A 22,593-nucleotide genomic window follows, 5' to 3' on the forward strand; every position below is an offset into this window, starting at 1 on the left:
CAATAATAATAAACCCTAAAAACAAAAATTATGGCACAATCAAAATCAACTAAGAAAATTTTTAACATGGCGTATGGTTTAGGAGCCTCTGTAGTAATACTAGGAGCTTTATTTAAAATTATGCACTTTAAAATAGGTCCTTTAACCGGAGGAGTTATGTTAACATTAGGTTTAGTTGTAGAAGCAATCATTTTCGCAATCTCAGCATTTGAACCAATAGAGGATGAGTTAGATTGGTCTAAAGTATATCCTGAATTAGCAGGAGGTGAATCATTAGGTAAAAAAGGAAAAGAAGCAGCGCCTCAAGATGCTCAAAGTATGTTGTCTCAAAAGTTAGATAATATATTAAAAGAAGCTAAATTAGATGCAAACTTAATATCTAGTTTAGGTAATAGTATTAAGAATTTTCAAGGAGCAGCAGAAGGTTTAACAGCAACATCAACAACTGTATCTTCTACAAATCAATATAACGAGCAAATGTCTAAGGCAGCTGCAAAATTAGAGTCATTAAATGGATTATATACAACACAAGTTGAAAATGCAAGTAAACAAGCAGATTTAAACTCAGCTTTAGTTGAAAATTCTCAAAGATTACAAGAACAAATGCAATCATTAGCTACTAACTTATCTTCTTTAAATGGAGTATATGGAGGAATGTTAACGGCAATGTCAACAAAATAATTAATTAGTTTATCTAATTTTTATTAACTAAACAAACTAATTAAAGATGGCAGGAGGAAAACAGTCACCAAGGCAAAGGATGGTAAACTTAATGTATCTTGTATTTATTGCAATGTTAGCAATGAATATGAGTAAAGAAGTTTTATCAGCATTTGGATTAATGAATGAAAAATTATCGGAATCTAATATTAGAGCAACCGAAAAGAACAAAGCATCATATGCAACTTTAGCTCAAAAAGCAACTGAGCAAGCAAAGCAATATGGTGAAGCTAAAGAGAAAACCGATAAGCTTAGAGGTATGGCAGATGAGTTTTTTGCGTATATAGCAGATTTAAAAACTCAAATGACTACTGAAATTGAAGATAAAAAAGCTTATGAGTCGATGGATAAGTCTGGGTTTTTAGATCAATATTTCTTTGCAAGTGGAAAAATTACAGATAAAGGTAAGGAGTTTGTAGATAAAGTAAATCAGTTTAGAGAACAATCTTTAATTGTTTTAGGAGAATCAGAATTATCAAGTGTCGTCGCAGCTCGTTTTAATACAAGTGATGTTAAAGGACAAGACGGAATTAGCAAAAATTGGTTGAGTTATAACTATGAAGGATTTCCTTTAATAGCATCATTGACTAAATTAACTCAAATACAAGCTGATATTAAAACTACTGAAGCAGATGCTTTGACAGCCTTATTACAAGGTGAGTTAGAGAGTGCAGTATCTATGAGTAAATATGATGCAATGGTTGTTTTTGATAAAAACGCTTATTATCCAGGTGAAAAATTATCAGGTAAAATAGTTTTAGGTAAGAATGATCCAAATTTAACTGCAGAAAAAGTTATTTTAAATGGAGAAGAAATGTCTGCAGATAAAATTAAAGCGGGTCAAGTTATTTTAGATGGTCCTGCAGGTTCTGTTGGTGATAAAGAGTTAAAAGGAGAATTTCAATTTAAACAAGGAGATTCTATTGTTACAATACCTATTTTAGGTGGTTACTCAGTAATTCCTAAGCCAAATGAAGCAGTTGTTTCTGCTGATAAAATGAATGTTGTTTACCGTGGTTTATCTAATCCATTAACGATATCTGTACCAGGTGTATCAGGAAACAAAGTTTCAGCATCAGCTCCAGGTTTAAGAAGAGTTAAAGGTGATAAATATATGATGAATCCAGGTAAGGGAACAGAAGTAACTATTAGAGTTTCTGCAACATTGCCAGGAGGTGGTAAAATTAGTACTCCTAAAAAGTATAGAATTAAAGATATACCACCTGCTGTTGGTATGGTAAGAGGTCAATATGGTACTGTGAAAATGCCTAAGGCAAGTTTAGCTAGAATTAGCGTTGCAGCAGGTTTGCCTGATTTCTTATTTGATTTAAAATTGAATGTCTCTAGTTTTAAAATAAAAGTTCCAGGACAGGTAACAGTTCCCGTTATTGGAACAAATTTATCTGCTAGAGCAAAACAGGCACTAGGTAAAGCAAGAAGAAACGATGTTATTTCTATTTTTGATATAAAAGCTTCTGTTTCAGGATCTAATTATAAGATTAAAAAAGTGTTACCTGTAAACATAGAGATAACAAATTAATAAGTAAAAATTTAAAGTATGAATTGGAAACGTTTTTATATGGTTTTATTTGCTCTTGCTGCTACAAGTTATGCAGGTGCTCAAGCTAACCTCTTAAATTCTAAAAAGGTTGAAGAGATTGGATTTAAATCTGAAGCCCAAATAGCATCAGAAGACGATAAACCTCTTCCTTATGGCTATATTAGCGATAGAGATGTGTTATGGTCAAAAGTGGTGTGGGAATATGTTGATATAAATCAAAAAATCAATTTGCCTTATTATTATCCAATTGATACAACTAATGCAGGTTTAACAAGACGTTCATTATTTGATACATTATTAAAAGGTATAAATAATGGTGAAATTAAGGAGGTATATAGTGACTCTTATTTTACAACAAAAATAGGCATGGACGAAATTAAATCTATGACTTATAATGAGCGTGATGATGGTTATGGTAACATGGATCCTTATTCAGTACAGTCAGCAGATATTAAAGGATATATGCTAAAAGGACTTTGGTATTTTGATAAACGTCAAGGAGAATTAAAATATCGTATGTTAGCTTTAGCACCAATGGGTCCTGATGTTCAAGTATTAGGTGTAGAGGGTATTGATGATAAAGAAAGTGTTTATGAATTGTTTTGGGTGTTTTTCCCAGATGCAAGAGAAACATTACATGCTTCAAAAGTTTTCAATCCGAAAAACTCTGCGCAGCCTTTGTCTTATGATAATTTGTTAAATGCAAGAAGATTTAATTCAACAATTATAAAAGAGGAAAATATTTACGGAGATAGGTCTATCAAAGATTATGTTCGAGGAAATTCATTATTTCAATTATTAGAAGCTGATAGAATTAAAGAAGGTATTCGTGATCGTGAAATGGATATGTGGAATTATTAATTTTATTTATAATAACAAAAAAAAGGGCTTGCTTTGCAAGCTCTTTTTTTTGTTATTATAAATAACATTACTTTTGTCTTATGAGCATTAATGTAGATTATATTATAGTAGGTTTAGGTTTAGCAGGAATAGCTTTTGTAGAGCAATTGTTAAAAGAAAATAAAACATTTATTGTATTTGAGAATAATTCACAAACATCTTCGTTAGTTGCCGGAGGCGTATACAACCCTGTTATATTAAAACGTTTTAATGCAGTCTGGAAGGGACATGAGCAAATTCAAAAAGCTATGCCTTTTTATAAAAGTTTAGAAGAGAAGCTAAATGTAACATTAGATTATAAATTTTCAATTAAAAAATCATTTACAAGTATTGGAGATGAAAATAATTGGTTTAATGCTCTTGATAAACCTACATTATTGAATTATATGAACCCAAAAACTAGTAAAACTAAAATTAAAGGTGTTATTGCTAATTTTGGATTTGGAGAATTAACTGCTACCGGAAGAATTGATACGACTTTACTTGTAAATTCTTATAGAGATTATATAAAAAAAATGGGTAGATTAATTAATGAATCATTTGAATATCATGATTTAATTATATCAGATAAATCTATTAAATATCAAAATATAACAGCAACTAGAATAGTGTTTTGTGAAGGGTTTGGTATTGTAAAAAATCCGTTTTTTAAATATTTACCTTTAAATGAAGTAAAAGGGGAGTCTATAAATATATATGCGCCAGAACTCAATATTGATTTTTTATTAAAATCAAGTGTTTTTGTTATGCCTTTAGGAAATGATCATTATAAAGTTGGAGCTACCTTTAATTGGACAGATAAAACTTGTAATACTACAGATGAAGCTAAGCAAGAGTTAATTGATAAGCTTAAAAAGGTAATTACTATACCTTACAGAATAACAGGTCATACAGCTGGGATTAGGCCTACAGTAAGTGATAGAAGACCAATGATTGGTACTCACCCAAATTATGATAAATTAGTTGTTTTAAATGGGTTAGGAACACGTGGTGTTATGATAGGGCCAACAATTGCTGAAAATTTATTTAATCACTTAGAAAAAAATGAAAAACTAGATGTTGATACAGATATAAAAAGGTTTAAATATTAATTATTTTTTTTGATATTTTTATCATATGAAATAAATATATTTATCCAAATAATTCTTGATAAACGTAAAGTAAAAGGTGTAAGAAGTAAAGAAACTACAATGATAGCTATAAAACTTTGTAAAATTGTTAGGCCAATAAAAAGTTTAGCTATAATAAAAACGGCAACAAATAGAGCAACGGCTAATCCATAATTTACATACATAGCTCCAAAGAAAAAAGAAGGTTCCATCATATATTTTAAATTACATTTAGGACAGTTGTCATGTAATTGTGTGATTTTATTAGGATTTAATGTCATTTTGTATTTAAAAAAATCACCTTCATGACACCTTGGGCATTTTGCTTTTAAAACACTGTATAACTTTGTTCCTTTCTTAATCATAATTTAAGTAGCTTTGCATCTTTACAAATTTACGCAAAAATATATGTTAAACGTACACAATTTATCGGTTTCTTTTATGGGGTCTGATTTGTTTTCAGGGATCACTTTTAAGTTAAATAAAGGAGATAAAATTGGATTGATAGGTAAAAATGGGGCAGGAAAGTCTACACTATTAAAAGTATTATCCAAAGATATTGAAACCAGTGGAGGTACTATGGCCTTTGATAAAGATATACGTATGGGGTTTTTACGTCAAGATATAGATTTTGTAGAAGGTAGAACAATTTTAGAGGAAGCATACCAAGCTTTTGAAGAAATTAAAGAAATTGAGTTAAAGCTAGATGATATCAATAATAAACTAGCCACTAGAACTGATTATGAAAGTGAAGGATATAGTCAACTAATTATTGATTTAACTGATTTAACTGAGCGCTATGAGCTTTTAGGTGGTTATAATTATCAAGGTGATACTGAGAAAATTTTACAGGGCTTAGGTTTTCAACGCGAAGATTTCGATAAACTAACGAGTACATTTTCTGGAGGATGGAGAATGCGAATAGAGCTAGCAAAATTATTATTGCAAGACAACGATATTTTACTACTAGATGAGCCAACAAACCACTTAGATATAGAGTCTATTATTTGGTTAGAAAACTTCTTAAGGTCTTATTCTGGAGCTATTGTATTAGTTTCGCATGATAAAATGTTTTTAGATAACGTAACAAATAGAACTATTGAAATTTCATTAGGACAGATTTACGATTATAAAAAACCATATTCTGAATTTTTAGTGCTAAGAGCAGAAATTAAAGAAAAACAGTTACAGGCTCAAAAAAATCAAGAAAAAGAGATTAAGCAAAAGCAACACTTAATCAATAAATTTAAGGCAAAAGCAAGTAAGGCTTCTATGGCACAATCGCTAATGAAGCAATTAGATAAAGTAGAACTTATTGAGGTCGATGGAGATGATAATGCGGCAATGAATGTTCGTTTTAATATATCTAAAGAACCAGGTAGGATGATTGTTGAAGCTGAAGGTTTATGTAAAAGTTATGGTGATAAGCATGTTTTACAAGACGTTGATTTAATGATTGAGCGTAACAGTAAAATTGCTTTTGTTGGGCAAAACGGACAAGGGAAATCTACTTTAGCAAAAATGATGGTTGGAGAAATTCCGTTTATAGGTAATCTAAAATTAGGGCATAATGTTGAAATAGGATATTTTGCGCAAAATCAATCAGAAGAATTGCCACCAGAAAAAACTGTTTTAGAGATTATGGAAGATGCTGCTTCTGATACAAATAGATTACGTGTTAGAGATATGTTAGGGTCTTTTTTATTTGGTGGAGATGCTGTTGATAAAAAAGCAAAAGTATTATCAGGAGGGGAGCGTAACCGATTAGCATTATGTAAATTGTTATTATCACCATTTAATGTATTGGTAATGGATGAGCCAACAAACCACCTGGATATAGCTTCTAAAACGGTACTAAAAACGGCTCTTAAAAACTTTGATGGAACATTAATTGTTGTGTCTCATGATAGAGATTTTTTACAAGGATTAACATCAACTGTTTACGGATTTAAAGATAAAGTAATTAAAGAATATTTAGGAGATATTGATTACTTCTTAGACCAGCATAAGATGGAAAATCTTAGAGAGGCTGAAAAACGAACTGTTGTTAAAGTTGAAAAACCAACAGCTAAAAAAGAGGCACATCAATTATCTAGAGAGCAAGAAAAAGAGTTAAAAAAACTTAAAAATAAGTTATCTAAAACAGAGAAAGATATTGCTGATTTAGAAAGTGAAATTGCTAAAATAGATTTAGAATTAGCAAATAATTATGAAGAAGTTTCTACTCGTCCTAATTTCTTTGAAAAATATAAAGCTAAAAAAGCAACATTAAACACTTTAATGGCTGATTGGGAAAAAATAGAAGAACAGGTTTCTAGTTTTTAAATCTAATTTTTATCTTTTTTTGATAAAAAAACTACTTACAAAAGTTTTTAAATGATTTTAGTAAGTAGTTTTTTATTAAAGAGAATAAATATTTTACCTAATTCGCAACAGTGGATGATTCAATCCACCAACTTCATTTTTAATAACTTCGTATTTATCAATGTTTTCAAAAAGTCTAGTAAGATTTTTAAAGCCGTAACTTCGAGGGTCAAAACTTGGGTCAATTTTTCTAATATTTAAGCCTAATGTAGAAATATAAGCATTCTCTTCTTCATTTGTTGAAATATCAAAAGCTTTATCAATTGTTTTTAAATCTTCTTTAGATAGTTGAACTTTTTTAATATTTTCTTTTATTTTAGAGGTATTGTTTTGTTTTGATAATTTTTCTTTTATTTTTTCACTAAAATCTTCAGTTTCATTTTGTTCTATTTTTAAATTCTCGGTAAACGTAAAAACTTCACAAGATCTTACAAATGCTTCAGGTGTTTTTTTTTCACCAATACCCATAACAAAAAGTCCTTCTTCTCTAATTCGTTTAGCAAGCCCCGTATAGTCGCTGTCGCTAGAAACAATGCAAAAACCTTCAGTGTTTTTTCCGTGTAAGATATCCATTGCATCAATAATTAACGAACCGTCTGTAGAATTTTTACCAGTAGTATATGAAAATTTTTGGATAGGACTGATAGAATGTTGATTAATAATTGTTTTCCAACTATTCATTTGCGGAGTAGTCCAGTCTCCATAAATTCTTCGGATAGTTGCTTTTCCATACTTAGATACTTCTTCAATAATTTCCTTTAACAATTTAGGTTGTGCATTATCTCCATCTATAAGTACTGCGATGTTAAATTTATTTTCCATTTATTTTGTTGATATTTAGATTTTTTAATAAAATTAGCATACATAGCTAAGTTCGTTTTTTTTGTTAAAAAATCAAGTTTGAAACTTCTATTTAATTTTCAGCTATTTGTTTTATTGGCAATCATTAAGGTGTTTGTATCTAGTATATTTTCAAATAAGTTTACTTTAAAATTAAGTGATTTTTCAAAATATTGAACAATTTGATATTGCTTATCTTTTTTATTCAAATTAATGCCAATATTATATAAAATACAACCCTTGGGAGCTGTTTTTTTTGATAAGTTACAGCAAAACTCTTCTGTAAGAAATAATAAAGGTACGTTTTGATCAATAAATACATCAACAATAATTAAATTATACTGAGGATTGAGGTTTTTTACGAAATTAAAAGCATCGGTATGTATAATTTTTAAGTTTTTAAAATCTAAAAGATTAAATTCATTTTTAGCAATGTCAATTATCTTTTTATCAATTTCTACAGCATCAATTTTTCCTTCATAATTAAACTTTTTAATTAAAGATGTAATGATACTTCCACCTCCTAAACCTAATAATAATATTGAATCTACTTTTTTTAGATCAATTTTAGAAATTCCTTTTTCAAGTATTTTTTGTAAATTTCCATAGGAATAGTTGGCATTTTTACTATCTAACACTTTTTTTCCATTAATCCATGTTAGTTCTAGTGTTCCGTTAAAATCAGTGGCTATTTTTGTAGTTTGAGGCCAAATAAAGCTCCTTAATTTTTTTATCATAAGTATTAACTTTAAGTGTTTTAACAATCATAATATAAGCAGCGTCTAAGTTCGTGTTTTTGGTTAGGAAATCAGCGATAGAGTTGAGGTTAATTAAAATATATTTCTAGTATTTTAGCAAAAAAAAAAGTAGCATTGAATAATAATAACGAATTTTTGTTTCAGCAGATTTTTATAAGTGAAAACCAACAGCTTTTTTTGCCTGTCTTAGAGCAAAAAAATATTGAATTATTTATCAAACGAGAAGATCAAATTCATCCTTTTGTTTCAGGAAATAAGTTTAGAAAATTAAAGTATAATGTTTACGAAGCTAAAAATCAGCAAAAAAAAACTTTGTTAACTTTTGGAGGTGCATTTTCTAATCATATTGTTGCCACTGCTGTGGCTGGAAATTTAGCAGGTTTTAAAACTATTGGTATTATTCGAGGTAATGAGTTAGGTAAAAACTTTGAAAAAACATTAGTGAAAAACTTAAGTTTAAAAGAAGCACATCAAAATGGGATGAAGTTTAAGTTTGTTTCAAGAGAAATCTATCGAAATAAAGCATCCAAAGAATTTATAGAAGGATTAAAAAAAGAGTTTGGTGATTTTTATTTAATCCCTGAGGGAGGAACTAACAATTTAGCAATTAAAGGTTGTGAAGAAATATTAGGAGAACAAGATAATAAATTCAATTATATTTGTAGTGCAATAGGAACAGGAGGAACGATTGCAGGATTAATAAATTCAGCAAAAAAACATCAAAAAGTAATAGGTTTTCCTGCTTTGAAAGGTGATTTTTTACAAAGGGAAATTGAGCAATTAGTAAATAAACAAAATAATTGGTATTTACAAACGGACTATCATTTTGGAGGTTATGGTAAGTATAATCAACAATTAGTTCGGTTTATAAATTTATTTAAAGAGCAAACAACTGTTTTATTAGATCCGATTTATACAGCTAAAATGTTGTTTGGAATTATAGAGATGATAAAGAATAATCAGTTTATAGTTAATACTAAAATTTTAGTAATTCATACAGGTGGATTACAGGGGATTTCGGGAGTTAATCAGAAATTAAAAAATAAAAATCAAGAGTTAATAAACGTTTAATGAAAGTAAAAATAATTTTTTATACCGTAATATGTTCTGCTTTTTTAATTAGTTGTGGATCTAGCAAAAATATAGTTACAAAAAGTCGAAAAAAAGTAATTCTTCAAGAAAAAGAAGAAGTAGCTCTTGAGATACCTCAATTAGAGCAAATAAATAAGCCTTTAAAAACCAGTTCAAATCATACTGAAGCATATATTCAAAAATTTGCGCCAATTGCAGTAAAAAAAATGTATGAACATAATATTCCTGCAAGTATAACTTTAGCACAAGGAGTATTAGAATCTGGCAGCGGGCGTAGTCCTTTAGCAATTAGATCAAATAATCATTTCGGAATTAAATGTCATAAGGGTTGGGAAGGTAAAAGTGTAACTCATGATGATGACGCAAAAGGAGAGTGTTTTAGAAAGTATAAGTATCCACAAACGTCATATGAAGATCATTCGTTGTTTTTGACTTCGAGAAAACGTTATGCTAGCTTATTTAAGTTAGGACATACAAATTATAAAGGTTGGGCTTATGGGTTAAGACGTGCTGGCTATGCTACAGATAAACGATATCCACAAAAATTAATATCAATTATTGAAAAATATAATTTAGATAGTTATGATAGAATTAAGTTTAAAAAAGCTATTGTAACAAAGTCTGGTATTAAAGCTGAATATCATAGAGTAGAGAAAGGGGATACCTTGTACTCTATAGCTAGAAAATATCAGCTATCAGTAAGCGAATTGAAAAAAAAGAATAAACTAGCTGATAATACTATTAGTATTGGAGAAGAATTAGTAGTTAATTAAAATATTATAACTGACTACAAGTTCTTGCTTCTATTTGTTTTAGATAACTGTTTAGTTAGGATAAACTATAGTGTTATAAAATGCTATTATTTCATTTAGTGTGATATTACTAGAAGGTATTTGAGTACTGACTACGTAATAATAAAAACTACTCTACATTAATTTGTGAGCTGTTTTTTGTTGAGTACAGTTTAAATAATAGAATATTAAAAATGGTGAGAAGAATAAAAGCCTCTTTTTTTTGTTTTAGATTATTATGAGTATAAAGTGTAAATTTTGTAGTAAATAAGAATTATTACAGTTAATTAGATGGTAGATTTACAAGACATCGTCTATTACGATGTGTTGTTAGATAATGCAATATATTGTAGAAAAGAAAGATAACTATGAATGTTTGAGTGAGTATCAAAAAAAGAGGGAATATTTTTAAGGAAATGGTTTTGTAACCAATATGATAGATTAGAAATCTTTAGGCGAAAGAAATTATCAATATAATTATAGAGATAGAGGGTGTTTTTTTGTAAAATAAATTTATTGTATGTTGTATTATTTTAAAAGAGCATTTTTTGAAGTAACTTTAATTTTAGTGACGAAATATAAAAAAAAGTAAGTTTATAATTTTAAATAAAATAAATAAGTGAAAATTATAAAAAAGATAAATGGAAAATCTCCTAAAATTTCTGCGGATTGTTATGTTGCAGAAAATGCGACTATTGTTGGCGATGTGGAAATAGGAAAAGAGTGTAGCGTTTGGTTTAATGCTGTAATTAGAGGAGACGTACACTTTATTAAAATAGGTGATAAGGTAAACATTCAAGACGGAGCTATAATTCATGCAACATATCAAAAATCACCTACCATAATTGGTAACAACGTCTCTGTAGGGCATAATGCAATTGTGCACGGTTGTACTATTCATGATAATGTTTTAATAGGTATGGGAAGTATAATTATGGATGATTGCGTGGTAGAATCAAACTCTATTATAGCAGCAGGTGCTGTGGTAACTAAAAATACTCGAATAGAAAGTGGAAGTATTTATGCAGGGGTGCCTGCAAAAAAGGTAAAAGATATTTCAAAAAAACTTATTTTTGGAGAAATTAATAGAATAGCTAATAATTACGTAGAATACTCAACTTGGTTTAAAGAAAAGGAGTAAAATGAAAGCCCAATATTTTTTGAGTATTGAGCTTTTAAAAATTATTTAACGATTTTTTATTCTTTTTAAACACCTCTATTACTTCTTCTTCTAGATTCTTTTTTATTTTCTTTATACATGCAGTCTGTCCCTTTTTTTTTAGTCTTGTGTGTTTTTCTGTTACTTATTTTTTGAAATCGATCATATTGTTGTTTGTCTAAAATACGTTTCATTTCAGTATTAAAATAAATTTGATCATCTAAGTACTCTTTTTTCTTATTAAATATTTCGTTAGCAGATAATTCTTCTCTTTTTTTTTCACTTCCTCGTATAGCTTTTCGTTTTTCATATCTTTTTTTTCTTTTTTGAATTTTTTCAGCTAATAAAGGAGTAATTTGTTTTTGTTGTGATATACTTAGATCTAATTTTAAAGTTAATTTTTTAACTTCTAGTTCAGTTTGTTGTTCTGTACTAAGTTTTTGTAAATTATTTCTTATTTCTTTTTGAGCTTGAGTTGTTAAAGTAAAACTAAGAGCTAAAACTAATACTATTATTATTTTTTTCATGGTTATAAGTTTTTATTATATATCTATGACTATAGGTTTTTTAAAAAGTTTAATTTTTAAAATGAAATTAACATTTATTTAATATTAATTAAGTGTTTTTCGGATTAATACCAAAATTTGTGATTGAGTTAAAATACATATTATATTACTAAAAAAAAACAGATTTAGTTTTCTATATATATTTATGGAGAGTTTTGCTACCTGAGCTACTAGTTGCACATTTTGATGTTATAAAATATAAGCCATTCCATCCTATTATAAAAATTTTTAAAATCGGATGCTAAGGACTAACTACTGTTTCTTGAAATACTGGGTTTAAATTTTCTACGGATAAAGTAGACATATCTAAAGAAGAATTACATGCCATTATTACTAATAAAAAGCTAAAGGTAAGCTAGAAAGTATCATTACTATTATTGAAGTAACTAAATATAGATAAGTTGTAAGTGAACTTCTTGAAATTTCTAACTGACAACGTAATAAAATTAAAGAGATTGCTTTAGAAATAGCTAATTTAAAGAAGCTGATTGTTAAATGATTTAAAGAAGTAGAAAATTCAGACTTTAGGGTTTTCAATATAGTGTCAAATTCCAACAGTTTAAATTATCAATTTATACTCAATTATTTTGATAATAGAAAAGCAAATGCATTAGCAGAATTTTTTAAGCTTAATGTAAAAGTTTTTAGGACACAATTACAATTTAGAGGGGCAATAAATATAGAGTTCTTACTGATTAAATTGATGAAAAATATTTGCCGAATCACAACTTTTAGTCATAATCTGAATATTTTTTTAAACAAAAAAACCTGAACAAATGTTCAGGTTTTTACGGTGGTGCCTCCAGGAATCGAACCAGGGACACAAGGATTTTCAGTCCTTTGCTCTACCAACTGAGCTAAGGCACCGGAAATTGCTTTTTTAAAAGTAACAAATAAATTTATCTATTTAAAGTTATAAATTTATTGTGGTGCCTCCAGGAATCGAACCAGGGACACAAGGATTTTCAGTCCTTTGCTCTACCAACTGAGCTAAGGCACCAGTTTGCTACTTTCGTTTAGCGGGTGCAAATATACAATCCTTTTTTAGTTTATCAAAATGTTTTTGTTAAAAAAAACTAACGTAAATTTGAATTCTAATATTTATAAGAGATGAATTTGGTTATTGATATAGGTAATACAAGAGTTAAATGTGCTGTTTTTGAAGGAGGTAGGGTTGTTTGTGTGTTTGTTTTTGAGAAAGATAAACTTGTTATAGAATTAAAAAAAATAATTTCAAACTATTCTGTTTCAGCTTCTATTATCGCTTCAGTAGCTACTATTTCAAAAAATACCGTAGCAGAAATAAAAAAGTTACTAAACCCTGTTTTTTTAAATTCAGAAACAAAGGTACCTTTTGTAAATCATTACAAAACGCCTAAAACATTAGGGGTTGATAGAATAGCATTAGCAGCAGCAGCAGCAGTTACTTATCCGAGAAAAAATGTGCTAGTCATTGATGCAGGTACTTGTATTACTTTTGATTTTATTAATAAAGATAAAAAATATATAGGAGGAGCTATCTCTTTAGGAATAGAAATGAGGTATAAAGCACTGCATACTTTTACATCTAAACTACCTTTATTAGAAATAAATGATGATTTTAATTTTATAGGAACAGATACAAATACATCGATCCATTCAGGTGTTTTAAATGGTATTTGTAATGAAATTAAAGGAGTTATTTATCAGTATCAAAAAAAGTTCGGAGATTTAACAGTTGTTTTAACAGGAGGTGACACATATTTCTTGGCTAAACAATTAAAAAGTGGCATATTTGCTCATCCAAATTTTGTTTTGGAAGGATTACATACTGTTTTGATATATAATTTAAAGAATGATTAAGAGATTAATATTAGTAATGCTACTACTTAGCACAATAACAATTACAGCACAGAAGAATAGTGCCTCACCTTATTCTTATTTTGGAATAGGAGAACAATATAAAGCTGTAACCGTAGAGCAAGCGTCTATGGGAGGTATTGGAGTTGCTTTAAAAGATACCTATCATTTAAATTTTTTAAATCCAGCAGCTAATGCTGATTTGGGGGCTTCAACTTATACCATTGGAGGTAGTTTAACTTTTTATAAATTTAAGGAAGCTAAAGTGTCTCAGTCTGATAAGATAACCAACTTGCGATATATTTCTTTAGGTTTTCCTTTAGGTAAAAATGCAGGTTTTTCTGTGGGTTTACGTCCTTTTTCATCAGTTGGTTATTCTTTATTAAATGATTATAATGCTGATGAAGTTTCTGTATACAAAGGAGAAGGGGGTACCAGTAAAATATATGCTAGTTATGGTATGTATTTACTTAAAGGTTTTTCAATAGGGTTAGAAGCAGGTTATATTTTTGGTAATTTAGAAAATAGTATTATAAACCAACGAATAGGAAATTCAAGAGTTATAAAAAGTGAAGAAGATGTAAGTGTAAGGGGGGGGCTGTTTAAAATAGGAGCACAGTACAAAACGGAATTTAATAATAAATTACAGTTTTATTCAGGAGCATCATTTGTTTTAAGAAGTGATTTATCTACTAAAGGAACTGAAAGAATTTTTACCTTTTCAGCAAGTAATGGAGAACTAGATGTTAAACAAGAACTATCGAATAATATAAACGGAGATGTAACTATTCCTGTAAAAAGTGTTTTTGGTTTTGGTTTAGGAAAACAAAATAAATGGTACATAGGAATAAATCAACAATTTCAAAGTGCTTTAAGTAGTAGTAGTTCTTTAATTTCAAATATAAGCAGCTATAAATATGATGATTCAAGTAGGCTTTCTGTAGGTGGATATTATATACCTAAAATGAATTCAATTTCAAGTTATTGGGATAGGGTAACTTATAGAGCTGGTTTGCGATTTGAAGACACAGGTTTATTAATAGCTACTAATAATGATTTTACAGAAATAAAAGACTTTGGCATAAATGTTGGATTAGGGTTACCATTACCAAGAGAATTATCTAATATTAATATTGGATTTGAATATGGTCAAAAAGGAACAACCAGCAATAATTTAATAAAAGAAGAGTATTTTAACGTTAGACTGAGTTTATCATTAAATAGTCTTAAATGGTTTAACAAGAGAAAAATAGATTAAAAAACAACAAGAGGATGAAAAAAATTACGTATTTAGTAACAGGGTTATTTTTGTTTGTAGCCCTAACTGGTGTTAAAGCACAAGCAAGTCAAGAATGTAACATTAAGTATAATCTTTTTAAAGGAGATGCTAAAACAGGTAAGTATGCGGCAGCTAAAGTAAATTTAGATTATTTGTTAGCTAACTGTCCAAAATTATCAGTTAACATTTATAAATATGGAGCTAACGTTGCAGAAGGGTTAAAAGATCCAGTATTAGCAAAAAGTATATATGAAGCAAGATTATTGAATTTTCCAGACAAAGGAGCGGCTAAGGCTCATAGTGATTACGCTAGCTATTTGTTAGATAATGAATTAGCTACAAATGATGAGGTTTTTGTAATATTGAAAAAAGCATATGATATTTCACCTAAAGATATGGGGGTGAAAAATATTTTTAGATATTTTGAAGCAATTGCAGATAAAAACAAAGATTCAGATCCTCAAAAAGTTTTTGATACATATGATGACGTAATGGAATCTGTTGAAGAAAAACTAGAAGATTATAATAAGAAGTTAGTTAAATTACAAGAGAAAGATTCTTTAGGCACCATTGGAGCAAGAGAAAAAAGAAATTTAAGAGCCTACACCATTAATTCAACTTCTTTAGGTCAAGTAGAAGGAGGTTTAGATGCAATGATTTCTAAAATAGCAACATGTGAACGATTGATACCTATATATACTAGAGATTTTGAAGTTAAAAAAACTGATGGAGTTTGGTTAAAAAGAGCTGTTTCAAGAATGTATAATAAGGGGTGTCAAACAGATCCTTTATTTGAAAAATTAGCTAATGCATATGCTGAGGCAACACAGTCAGCTGATGCTTATAATTTTTTAGCAGGTGTTTTAGTTAAAAATGGAGACAAAAGTGGTGCTGCAGAAATGAAGCAAAAGGCATTTGATTTAGAAACAGATCCGTTTAAAAAAGCAAAGTATAAGTTAAGAGAAGCTCAAAGCACTAGTGGTAGTAGAGCTAGATCTTTAGCTTATGAAGCTTTAAAGTATAATCCAAATATGGGAAAAGCTTATTTGTTTATTGCTAGTTTATATCAAAGTAGTGCAAACTCTTGCGGTAGTGATGAGTTTGAAAAAAGAATGGTTTACGTAGCAGCTTTAAATAAAGCTGTAAAGGCAAGTAAAGTTGATCCAGGTTGTGGAGCGGGTAGATATATAGCTAGTTATAAGAAAAATGTGCCGTCAAAAAAGTTAGTTTTTCAAAAAGGAGTTGCTTCAGGTGGATCTCATAGAATTGGATGTTGGATTGGAGAAACTGTTCGTATTCCTTAATAAAATAGTATGAAAACATACTTTATAAATAAATACAAAAGCATTGCTATCATTTTTTTGGTAGCAATGTTTTTTTCATGCGTAAACTCTAAAAAAGAAGTCAGAGATTTTTTAGCGGATAAAAATATGCCTATAGGAATTGCTAAAAATATTTATCATATAAAAAAAGATTCAGGAAAAATTACGTCGAAAACAAAAGCACCCATTTTTTATGATTTTTCTAATCGTAAACAGCATCCATATATCGAGTTTCCTAAAGGTATTAAAATTGTTTCAATTGATAAGGCTACAAAAGATTCAACTACTATTAGTGGAAGCTATGCAATAAGCTATAGTAAAACAAATGTTTCAGAAATTCAAGGGAATGTGGTTATTGTAAATCATGAAGCACAAACAAAGTTAGAAACCAATCAGTTGTTTTGGGATCAAAACGAACATTACTTTTTTACTGAGGACGGTTTTAGATTAACAACGTTAAAAGATACTATCAATGGTTTTGGTTTTGAATCAAAGGAAAATTTAACAAAATGGATAGCTAAAGATATTACAGGAAATCTTCAAGCAGATCAAAAATCAATATAGATGAATACACTTTGGAAATATTTACAGTATGGATATTTAATTATTGGAACACTTTTTTTTATCGAAGGGGTGTTAAAATGGAATTCAGATAAACAAGAAGCTTTAATTCTGTTTGGGTTTGGTATTTTTATTACTTTAGTATTCTTACTAAAGCGTTACTTTAGAAAAAAAGTTAACAAACGAAACAAACAATAATGATGAATTATGAAATCATTATAATTTTAATCTCTATATTATTTTCAGCCTTTTTTTCAGGTATGGAAATAGCTTTTGTGTCAGCTAATAAATTACACATTGAGCTAGAAAAAAAGAGAGAGGGATATTTACCTAAAATATTAGCAATACTTACTGAAAAGTCATCAAATTTTATTACCACTATGTTAGTAGGTAATAACGTTGCATTGGTAATTTACAGTTATTTTATGGGTGCATTATTAATGAATTGGTTTCAAACAGCATTACCTACCAATGTTATATTTATAAATTATTTGTTAGATGATTTAAGTTTATTAACGCAAACAATAATATCAACACTAATTATTTTAGTAACAGCTGAGTTTTTACCCAAAACAATTTTTAGAATTTATGCCAATGAAATGCTTAAGTTTTTTGTGGTGCCTGCATTTTTTTTCTATTTGTTATTTTATATAATTACTTGGGTTATAACAAAAATTTCAAATTTTTTTCTGTATATTTTTTTTAGAATAAAAGAAAATGAAACTAAAACAGAGTTTAGTAAAGAGGAATTAGGAAATTATATTTTAGAGCAGTTAGATGGTGGTAGAGGAGATGAAGATGCTATAGATTCTGAAATTCAAATTTTTCAAAATGCACTAGTTTTTCATAAGGTAAAAGCCCGTGAAATAATGGTGCCTCGAACAGAAATAATGGCTATTGAAATACATGAAACCGTAAATAACTTAAAGGAGATATTTATTGCTTCAGGCTTATCTAAGATATTGGTTTATAAAAATTCTTTAGATGATATTTTAGGTTATGTTAGTGCTTTTGAATTATTTAAAAATCCAACATCTATCAAGTCTATATTATTACCTGTAGAGTTTGTGCCGGAATCAATGATTATCAATGATGTTTTAAATAGTTTAATGAAAAAAAGAAAAAGTATTGCTGTAGTTGTTGATGAATATGGAGGTACTTCAGGAATTATCACAGTAGAGGATGTTGTTGAAGAGTTATTTGGTGAAATTGAAGATGAGCATGATAGTCAGGAATTATTAGAAGAAAAAATTAACGAAGATGAGTTTAATTTTTCTGCCCGGTTAGAAGTTGATTATTTAAATGAAGAATACGATTTAAATATACCTAAAGAGGAAGCGTACGAAACTTTAGGAGGTTTTATTATAGATCATACAGAGACAATACCAGAGCAAGAAGAGGTATTACATATAGAAAAATTTTACATAAAAATTTTAAAAGTAAGTGCAACTAAAATTGATACTCTTTATTTAAAAGTTATAGATAAAGAAGAGTAAAAATATATGAAAGCCTACAAAGTATTATACTTACTTGAAAAACAGCGTTAAAAAACATTGCATTGTTTACAATGAAATTGTATTTTCGCTCACTGTTAATAAAATAAATAACGTATGGCAATTTTATCGAAAATTAGAGAACGCTCAATGTTCTTAATTCTTGTAATAGGTTTAGCACTTTTTGCTTTTGTATTAGACCCTTCTACAATATCAGATTTTTTTAGTGCAAGTAAAGTAAATGAAATTGGTGAAGTAAACGGAGAAACCATATCTCGCCAAGAATTTGCAGAAGCTTTAGATGCATATAAAACACGAGCCGGTAGTAATGTTTCTGAAATGCAAGCTGCTAAAACTGTTTGGGGTAACTTAATAAGACAACGAATTTATAAAACTCAGTTAGAAGAAGCAGGTATTACTGTTGGAGATGCTGATATAATGAATAAGTTGTATGAAGCAGAGTTTATATTAAATGATGAAAGGTTTCAAACGTCTAACATTTTTGATAAAAATAAGTTAAAGCAATTTTTAGCAACTATTAAAGAAGAAAACGGAGCTGACTGGAGAAATTGGCAAAATTATATGTCTTCATTAAAAGATAACCTTGAAAAAACTGCATATGATAATCTTGTAGCTGCTGGTTTAGGAGCGTCTTTAAAAGAAGGAGAAGCGCAATACTTAATGGAAAATACCAAGGTTACAAGTAAATATGTATATGTTCCATATACATCAATTGCTGATGATTTAGCTATTGTTAAAGAAAGCGATATTAAAAATTATATAACTAAGCATTCACAAGACTTTCAAGTAGATGCATCAAGAGATATTAATTTTGTTAAATTTGATATTAAACCAACACCAGAAGATGAAGAAGCCATTAAATTACAGGTTGCTAAGTTAATTGATGATTCTATAACTCAAACAAACATATCTGTAAAAGGACTTAAAAACACTACAGATTATGATGCGTTTTTGTCAGAGAATGACTCTGATATTCCTTTAGATACTAATTATAAATTTAAGTCTCAAGTACCACAAGTAATTGCAGAAGCTATTTTTAAAGGTAATCAAGGAGAAGTTTTTGGACCTTATAAAGACGCTGATTATTTTAAGTTATCTAAAATAACAAAAGTAATTCAATTACCAGATTCAGCTCAGGCAAGTCATATTTTAATTCCTTTTGTAGGAGCATCAAGTGCTGATACTACCGTAACTCAAACAGAAGAGGAAGCAAAGAAAACTGCAGATAGTTTATTGGCAGTTGTTAAAGGTAGTAAATCTAAATTTACCGATTTAGCAAAACAATTTTCAAGTGATAAAGGTTCTGCAGATAAAGGTGGGTTTTATGACTGGTTTGAATATAACAGAATGGTACCTTCTTTTAGAGATTTTGTTTTTGAAGGAAAAAAAGGTGACATAGGGGTTGTTAAATCTCAATTCGGCTTTCATGTAATTAAAATTGATGGACAAAAGAATTTTCAACAAGCTTTACAATTAGCAACATTTGGGCGTAAGATTGAAGCTTCTGAAGTCACTGAGAATGCAGTTTTTCAAACTGCAGAAACATTTGCTTTAGCATTAGCTAATGGGAAAAATTTTGAAGAGGTAGTAAAAGATAAAAAAGTCACTTCTCAATCAGCTGTTGGTTTAAAAGCTTTAGACGAAACAGTATCAGGTATAGGAGAGGAAAGAGATATTATTACATGGGCTTTTGATAAAGAAGTAGAAAAAGGTAGTTCTAAGCGTTTTGATATTGAAGGAGGTTATGTAGTAGCTGTTTTAACAGGTAAAACAGTAAAAGGATTAATGCCTGTTGAAAAAGCAACATTAAAAGTACGTCCTATTTTAAGTAATGAGAAAAAAGCAAAGCTTATTAAAGCTAAAATTAGTGGAACAACTTTAGATGAAATTTCAAAGTCTGTAGGTTTAACTGTTAAGACAGTTACAGATGTAAATTTACAATCGCCTACAATTTCAGGTGTTGGTAATGAACCTAAAGTAGTTGGAGCAATGTTAAACGCTAAAGAACAAACTGTTGTTAAAAATGTAGTAGGGGATAAAGGAGTATTTTCTTTTGAAGTAACTACTAAAAGTTTACCAACAGCTTTACCAAATTATGATTCGTATAGAAGGCGTTTAATAAATGAAAGAAAAAATAAAACTTTCCAAATGTATGAAGCTATCAAAAATGCTTCTAATATTAAAGACAACATGAGTTCTTTTTACGGAATATAGGAATTTTATAAATTTAGCATAAAAAAAACCGAACTATAACATAGTTCGGTTTTTTTTATGCTAAATTTATACGAATTATTTACAATATTAAAACCTTCCTTTTGTAATTCATAAAGTTCTTTTTTATTAAAACAATGGATAATTAAGTTTATCTTTTTAGAATGTTTTTTCTAGTATATATCCAACCATATAATTTTTCTATGTTTTTTATAATCAAACCATTTTTCGTTAGGTTTTATTTCTTGACTATATCTATGGTTCATTTGAATTTCAAGACCTTCATTAATAGCTTTTTCTAATAACTTTAGCTATTCATTTTCCTTTTAAATTCTATTTTATATAGATAAGAGTAATTATATATGTTAAATGTAATTTTTTATATTTATTGTTGTGTAATTCATAAAAAATAATAATTAAAATTAAATTTGATACTATTATATAATAATTAGCATCAAAAAAAAGCAACCTCGAATGAGGTTGCTTTTTTTTGATAATATAATATTAAATGCTTTTATGCATTTAAAGGTTTACCATCCCATGCTCCTTTAGCAGCTTCTTTAATAGCTTCTGAATATGTTGGGTGCCCATGACATATTCTAGCTAAATCTTCAGCAGAGGCTCTAAATTCCATAGCAACGGCAGCTTCCATAATTAAATCGGCAACACGTGCACCAACCATATGAACTCCTAAAATTTCATCAGTATTTTTATCAGCTAAAACTTTTACAAAACCGTCTAAATCTCCACTGGCTCTAGAACGTCCTAAAGCACGCATAGAAAATTTACCAATTTTGTAAGCAACATTAGCGTCTTTTAATTCTTGTTCTGTTTTACCAACAGCCGCAACTTCTGGCCAAGTATATACAATACCAGGAATTAAATTATAATCAATATGAGGTTTTTGCCCTGCTAAGAATTCAGCAACAACAACACCTTCTTCTTCTGCTTTATGCGCTAACATTGCTCCACGAACAACATCACCAATAGCGTAAATATTAGAAACACTTGTTTGTAAATGGTCATTTACATCAACCATTCCTCTATCGGTAAGTTTTACACCAGCTTTTTCTAAGCCTAAGCCTTGTGTAAATGCCTTACGACCAACTGCAACTAAACAGTAATCACCAGTAAAAGTAACTTCTTCTCCTTTTTTATTTGTAGCTTTTACAATAACTTCATCACCGTTTCTTTCAACAGAAGTAACACCATGGTTAGCGTTAATTTTCATACCTTGTTTCTTTAAAACTTTAGTAAGTTCTTTAGAAACATCAGCATCCATAGTAGGTGTAATTTTTGGCGCATATTCAATTACTGTTACATCAGCACCTAAACGCTTGTAAACTGAACCTAATTCTAATCCAATAACTCCACCACCAATAACTAATAAGTGCTTAGGCACTTCTTTTAATTTTAAAGCTTCTGTTGAAGTAATAACACGTTCTTTATCTAATTTGATAAAAGGTAATGTGCTAGGTTTAGAACCTGTAGCAATAATAATATTAGTACCTTCAATAATTTCAGAAGTACCATCATTTTTAGTAATTTTTACATGTGTAGCATTTTCAAAAGAACCTAAACCTTCATGAACAGTAATTTGATTTTTGTCCATTAAGTATTTAATTCCGCCAGTTGTAGTTTCTACAATTTTAGCTTTACGATCTACCATTTTTCCAAAATCGAAAGATGGCTTTTCTACCGTAATTCCATGCTCATCAAAATGATTTACTGCATCATAATAGTGATGAGAAGAATCTAATAAAGCTTTAGAAGGAATACATCCTACATTTAAACAGGTACCACCTAAAGTTGAGTATTTTTCGATAATAGCTACTTTAGAGCCTAATTGTGCGGCTCTAATGGCAGCAATATATCCACCAGGACCAGAACCAATAACGATTAAATCGTATTTCATAAGTCGTATTTTTATTATTTATGTATACCTGATAAACTATACTGTTTTATCAGTTTATATTTTGTTTTTATGACTAATAACTGCAAAATTAC

General features: G+C 29.0%; 20 protein-coding genes and 2 tRNA genes. 15 read left to right on the forward strand and 7 right to left on the reverse strand.

The genetic code is table 11. From position 1 onward, the window contains the following. The first annotated feature begins 30 nt into the window (after window positions 1–30). The 4 genes from gldL to ACN5J4_RS09450 all read left to right on the forward strand — a co-directional run bounded on the left by gldL (window position 31) and on the right by ACN5J4_RS09450 (window position 4,272). On the forward strand, window positions 31–681 hold the full coding sequence (gene gldL, locus ACN5J4_RS09435) for a gliding motility protein GldL (protein WP_418649751.1): 651 nt from the start codon (window positions 31–33) through the stop codon (window positions 679–681). Window positions 682–727: 46 nt separating this feature from the next. Further along, window positions 728–2,260 carry a gliding motility protein GldM gene (gene gldM, locus ACN5J4_RS09440; protein ID WP_418649752.1) on the forward strand — a complete coding sequence of 511 codons (1,533 nt, stop codon included), beginning with the start codon at window positions 728–730 and terminating at the stop codon, window positions 2,258–2,260. An 18-nt stretch (window positions 2,261–2,278) separates the two neighbouring features. After that, a complete protein-coding gene (gene gldN, locus ACN5J4_RS09445; RefSeq protein WP_418649753.1) occupies window positions 2,279–3,142 on the forward strand; it encodes a gliding motility protein GldN in 864 nt (287 codons plus the stop codon). Window positions 3,143–3,222: 80 nt separating this feature from the next. Further along, window positions 3,223–4,272, forward strand: a complete 1,050-nt coding sequence (locus ACN5J4_RS09450) for an NAD(P)/FAD-dependent oxidoreductase (RefSeq protein ID WP_418649754.1) — start codon at window positions 3,223–3,225, stop codon at window positions 4,270–4,272. On the opposite strand, the gene ACN5J4_RS09455 is transcribed toward ACN5J4_RS09450, so the two are convergent. Continuing rightward, window positions 4,269–4,655: a DUF983 domain-containing protein gene (locus tag ACN5J4_RS09455; RefSeq protein ID WP_418649755.1), complete on the reverse strand. Its 387-nt coding sequence runs from the start codon at window positions 4,653–4,655 to the stop codon at window positions 4,269–4,271. The two genes, ACN5J4_RS09450 and ACN5J4_RS09455, sit on opposite strands and share 4 nt — an antisense overlap. A 43-nt stretch (window positions 4,656–4,698) precedes the next feature. Here ACN5J4_RS09455 and ACN5J4_RS09460 point away from each other — a divergent pair, with 43 nt between their 5' ends. Then, window positions 4,699–6,615, forward strand: coding sequence for an ABC-F family ATP-binding cassette domain-containing protein (locus tag ACN5J4_RS09460; protein WP_418649756.1), 1,917 nt, complete (start codon window positions 4,699–4,701; stop codon window positions 6,613–6,615). 93 nt (window positions 6,616–6,708) lie between these two features. Here the strand turns inward: ACN5J4_RS09460 and ACN5J4_RS09465 are convergent, their stop codons facing one another. Next, window positions 6,709–7,476 carry an NYN domain-containing protein gene (locus ACN5J4_RS09465; RefSeq protein WP_418649757.1) on the reverse strand — a complete coding sequence of 256 codons (768 nt, stop codon included), beginning with the start codon at window positions 7,474–7,476 and terminating at the stop codon, window positions 6,709–6,711. 98 nt (window positions 7,477–7,574) lie between these two features. Next, window positions 7,575–8,231: a spermidine synthase gene (locus ACN5J4_RS09470; protein ID WP_418649758.1), complete on the reverse strand. Its 657-nt coding sequence runs from the start codon at window positions 8,229–8,231 to the stop codon at window positions 7,575–7,577. A gap of 135 nt (window positions 8,232–8,366) precedes the next feature. Here ACN5J4_RS09470 and ACN5J4_RS09475 point away from each other — a divergent pair, with 135 nt between their 5' ends. From ACN5J4_RS09475 to ACN5J4_RS09485, 3 genes are all read left to right on the forward strand, one after another. Continuing rightward, window positions 8,367–9,323 (forward strand): 1-aminocyclopropane-1-carboxylate deaminase/D-cysteine desulfhydrase, encoded by a 957-nt coding sequence (locus tag ACN5J4_RS09475; protein WP_418649759.1) that lies wholly within the window; start codon window positions 8,367–8,369, stop codon window positions 9,321–9,323. After that, on the forward strand, window positions 9,323–10,117 hold the full coding sequence (locus tag ACN5J4_RS09480) for a glucosaminidase domain-containing protein (RefSeq protein ID WP_418649760.1): 795 nt from the start codon (window positions 9,323–9,325) through the stop codon (window positions 10,115–10,117). Before ACN5J4_RS09475 ends, ACN5J4_RS09480 begins: the two co-directional genes overlap by 1 nt. 637 nt (window positions 10,118–10,754) lie before the next feature. Beyond that, a complete protein-coding gene (locus ACN5J4_RS09485; RefSeq protein WP_418649761.1) occupies window positions 10,755–11,276 on the forward strand; it encodes a gamma carbonic anhydrase family protein in 522 nt (173 codons plus the stop codon). Between the two features lie 65 nt (window positions 11,277–11,341). On the opposite strand, the gene ACN5J4_RS09490 is transcribed toward ACN5J4_RS09485, so the two are convergent. From ACN5J4_RS09490 to ACN5J4_RS09500, 3 genes are all read right to left on the reverse strand, one after another. Continuing rightward, complete coding sequence (locus tag ACN5J4_RS09490; protein ID WP_418649762.1) at window positions 11,342–11,821, reverse strand: hypothetical protein; 480 nt, start codon at window positions 11,819–11,821, stop codon at window positions 11,342–11,344. Between the two features lie 833 nt (window positions 11,822–12,654). Next, window positions 12,655–12,727 (reverse strand) — tRNA-Phe (locus ACN5J4_RS09495). A 60-nt stretch (window positions 12,728–12,787) separates the two neighbouring features. Beyond that, a tRNA-Phe gene (locus tag ACN5J4_RS09500) sits at window positions 12,788–12,860 on the reverse strand. 110 nt (window positions 12,861–12,970) lie between these two features. Between ACN5J4_RS09500 and ACN5J4_RS09505 the strand changes: the two genes are divergently transcribed. The 7 genes from ACN5J4_RS09505 (at window position 12,971) to ACN5J4_RS09535 (ending at window position 20,589) form a co-directional block, all read left to right on the forward strand. Continuing rightward, entirely contained in the window at window positions 12,971–13,702 is a 732-nt protein-coding gene (locus tag ACN5J4_RS09505) for a type III pantothenate kinase (protein WP_418649763.1), read from the forward strand. Further along, the gene (locus ACN5J4_RS09510; protein ID WP_418649764.1) at window positions 13,695–14,957 is read left to right on the forward strand and encodes a hypothetical protein; all 1,263 of its coding nucleotides are present in this window, start codon (window positions 13,695–13,697) and stop codon (window positions 14,955–14,957) included. The genes ACN5J4_RS09505 and ACN5J4_RS09510 overlap by 8 nt, the downstream gene beginning before the upstream one ends. Window positions 14,958–14,971: 14 nt before the next feature. Continuing rightward, complete coding sequence (locus tag ACN5J4_RS09515; RefSeq protein WP_418649765.1) at window positions 14,972–16,282, forward strand: hypothetical protein; 1,311 nt, start codon at window positions 14,972–14,974, stop codon at window positions 16,280–16,282. 9 nt (window positions 16,283–16,291) lie between these two features. Next, complete coding sequence (gene lptC, locus ACN5J4_RS09520; RefSeq protein WP_418649766.1) at window positions 16,292–16,864, forward strand: LPS export ABC transporter periplasmic protein LptC; 573 nt, start codon at window positions 16,292–16,294, stop codon at window positions 16,862–16,864. Beyond that, entirely contained in the window at window positions 16,865–17,059 is a 195-nt protein-coding gene (locus ACN5J4_RS09525) for a hypothetical protein (RefSeq protein ID WP_418649767.1), read from the forward strand. Window positions 17,060–17,061: 2 nt separating this feature from the next. Then, window positions 17,062–18,357: a hemolysin family protein gene (locus ACN5J4_RS09530; RefSeq protein ID WP_418651163.1), complete on the forward strand. Its 1,296-nt coding sequence runs from the start codon at window positions 17,062–17,064 to the stop codon at window positions 18,355–18,357. Between the two features lie 114 nt (window positions 18,358–18,471). Continuing rightward, entirely contained in the window at window positions 18,472–20,589 is a 2,118-nt protein-coding gene (locus ACN5J4_RS09535) for a peptidylprolyl isomerase (RefSeq protein ID WP_418649768.1), read from the forward strand. Between the two features lie 511 nt (window positions 20,590–21,100). Here the strand turns inward: ACN5J4_RS09535 and lpdA are convergent. Then, window positions 21,101–22,501 carry a dihydrolipoyl dehydrogenase gene (gene lpdA, locus ACN5J4_RS09540; protein ID WP_418649769.1) on the reverse strand — a complete coding sequence of 467 codons (1,401 nt, stop codon included), beginning with the start codon at window positions 22,499–22,501 and terminating at the stop codon, window positions 21,101–21,103. Window positions 22,502–22,593 lie beyond the last annotated feature (92 nt).

It is taken from the genome of Tenacibaculum aestuariivivum, assembly GCF_964507685.1.
Lineage (GTDB): Bacteria > Bacteroidota > Bacteroidia > Flavobacteriales > Flavobacteriaceae > Polaribacter > Polaribacter aestuariivivum.

What these genes read in the sequence shown, in the direction of transcription:
- ACN5J4_RS09465 (WP_418649757.1), bottom strand. Translation starts at nt 7,476, where the DNA reads ATGGAAAATAAATTTAACATCGCAGTACTTATAGATGGAGATAATGCA.
- gldL (WP_418649751.1), top strand. Translation starts at nt 31, where the DNA reads ATGGCACAATCAAAATCAACTAAGAAAATTTTTAACATGGCGTATGGT.
- ACN5J4_RS09505 (WP_418649763.1), top strand. Translation starts at nt 12,971, where the DNA reads ATGAATTTGGTTATTGATATAGGTAATACAAGAGTTAAATGTGCTGTT.
- ACN5J4_RS09530 (WP_418651163.1), top strand. Translation starts at nt 17,062, where the DNA reads ATGAATTATGAAATCATTATAATTTTAATCTCTATATTATTTTCAGCC.
- lpdA (WP_418649769.1), bottom strand. Translation starts at nt 22,501, where the DNA reads ATGAAATACGATTTAATCGTTATTGGTTCTGGTCCTGGTGGATATATT.
- ACN5J4_RS09455 (WP_418649755.1), bottom strand. Translation starts at nt 4,655, where the DNA reads ATGATTAAGAAAGGAACAAAGTTATACAGTGTTTTAAAAGCAAAATGC.
- gldN (WP_418649753.1), top strand. Translation starts at nt 2,279, where the DNA reads ATGAATTGGAAACGTTTTTATATGGTTTTATTTGCTCTTGCTGCTACA.
- ACN5J4_RS09525 (WP_418649767.1), top strand. Translation starts at nt 16,865, where the DNA reads ATGAATACACTTTGGAAATATTTACAGTATGGATATTTAATTATTGGA.
- ACN5J4_RS09515 (WP_418649765.1), top strand. Translation starts at nt 14,972, where the DNA reads ATGAAAAAAATTACGTATTTAGTAACAGGGTTATTTTTGTTTGTAGCC.
- lptC (WP_418649766.1), top strand. Translation starts at nt 16,292, where the DNA reads ATGAAAACATACTTTATAAATAAATACAAAAGCATTGCTATCATTTTT.
- ACN5J4_RS09490 (WP_418649762.1), bottom strand. Translation starts at nt 11,821, where the DNA reads ATGAAAAAAATAATAATAGTATTAGTTTTAGCTCTTAGTTTTACTTTA.
- ACN5J4_RS09470 (WP_418649758.1), bottom strand. Translation starts at nt 8,231, where the DNA reads ATGATAAAAAAATTAAGGAGCTTTATTTGGCCTCAAACTACAAAAATA.
- gldM (WP_418649752.1), top strand. Translation starts at nt 728, where the DNA reads ATGGCAGGAGGAAAACAGTCACCAAGGCAAAGGATGGTAAACTTAATG.
- ACN5J4_RS09480 (WP_418649760.1), top strand. Translation starts at nt 9,323, where the DNA reads ATGAAAGTAAAAATAATTTTTTATACCGTAATATGTTCTGCTTTTTTA.
- ACN5J4_RS09450 (WP_418649754.1), top strand. Translation starts at nt 3,223, where the DNA reads ATGAGCATTAATGTAGATTATATTATAGTAGGTTTAGGTTTAGCAGGA.
- ACN5J4_RS09535 (WP_418649768.1), top strand. Translation starts at nt 18,472, where the DNA reads ATGGCAATTTTATCGAAAATTAGAGAACGCTCAATGTTCTTAATTCTT.
- ACN5J4_RS09460 (WP_418649756.1), top strand. Translation starts at nt 4,699, where the DNA reads ATGTTAAACGTACACAATTTATCGGTTTCTTTTATGGGGTCTGATTTG.
- ACN5J4_RS09510 (WP_418649764.1), top strand. Translation starts at nt 13,695, where the DNA reads ATGATTAAGAGATTAATATTAGTAATGCTACTACTTAGCACAATAACA.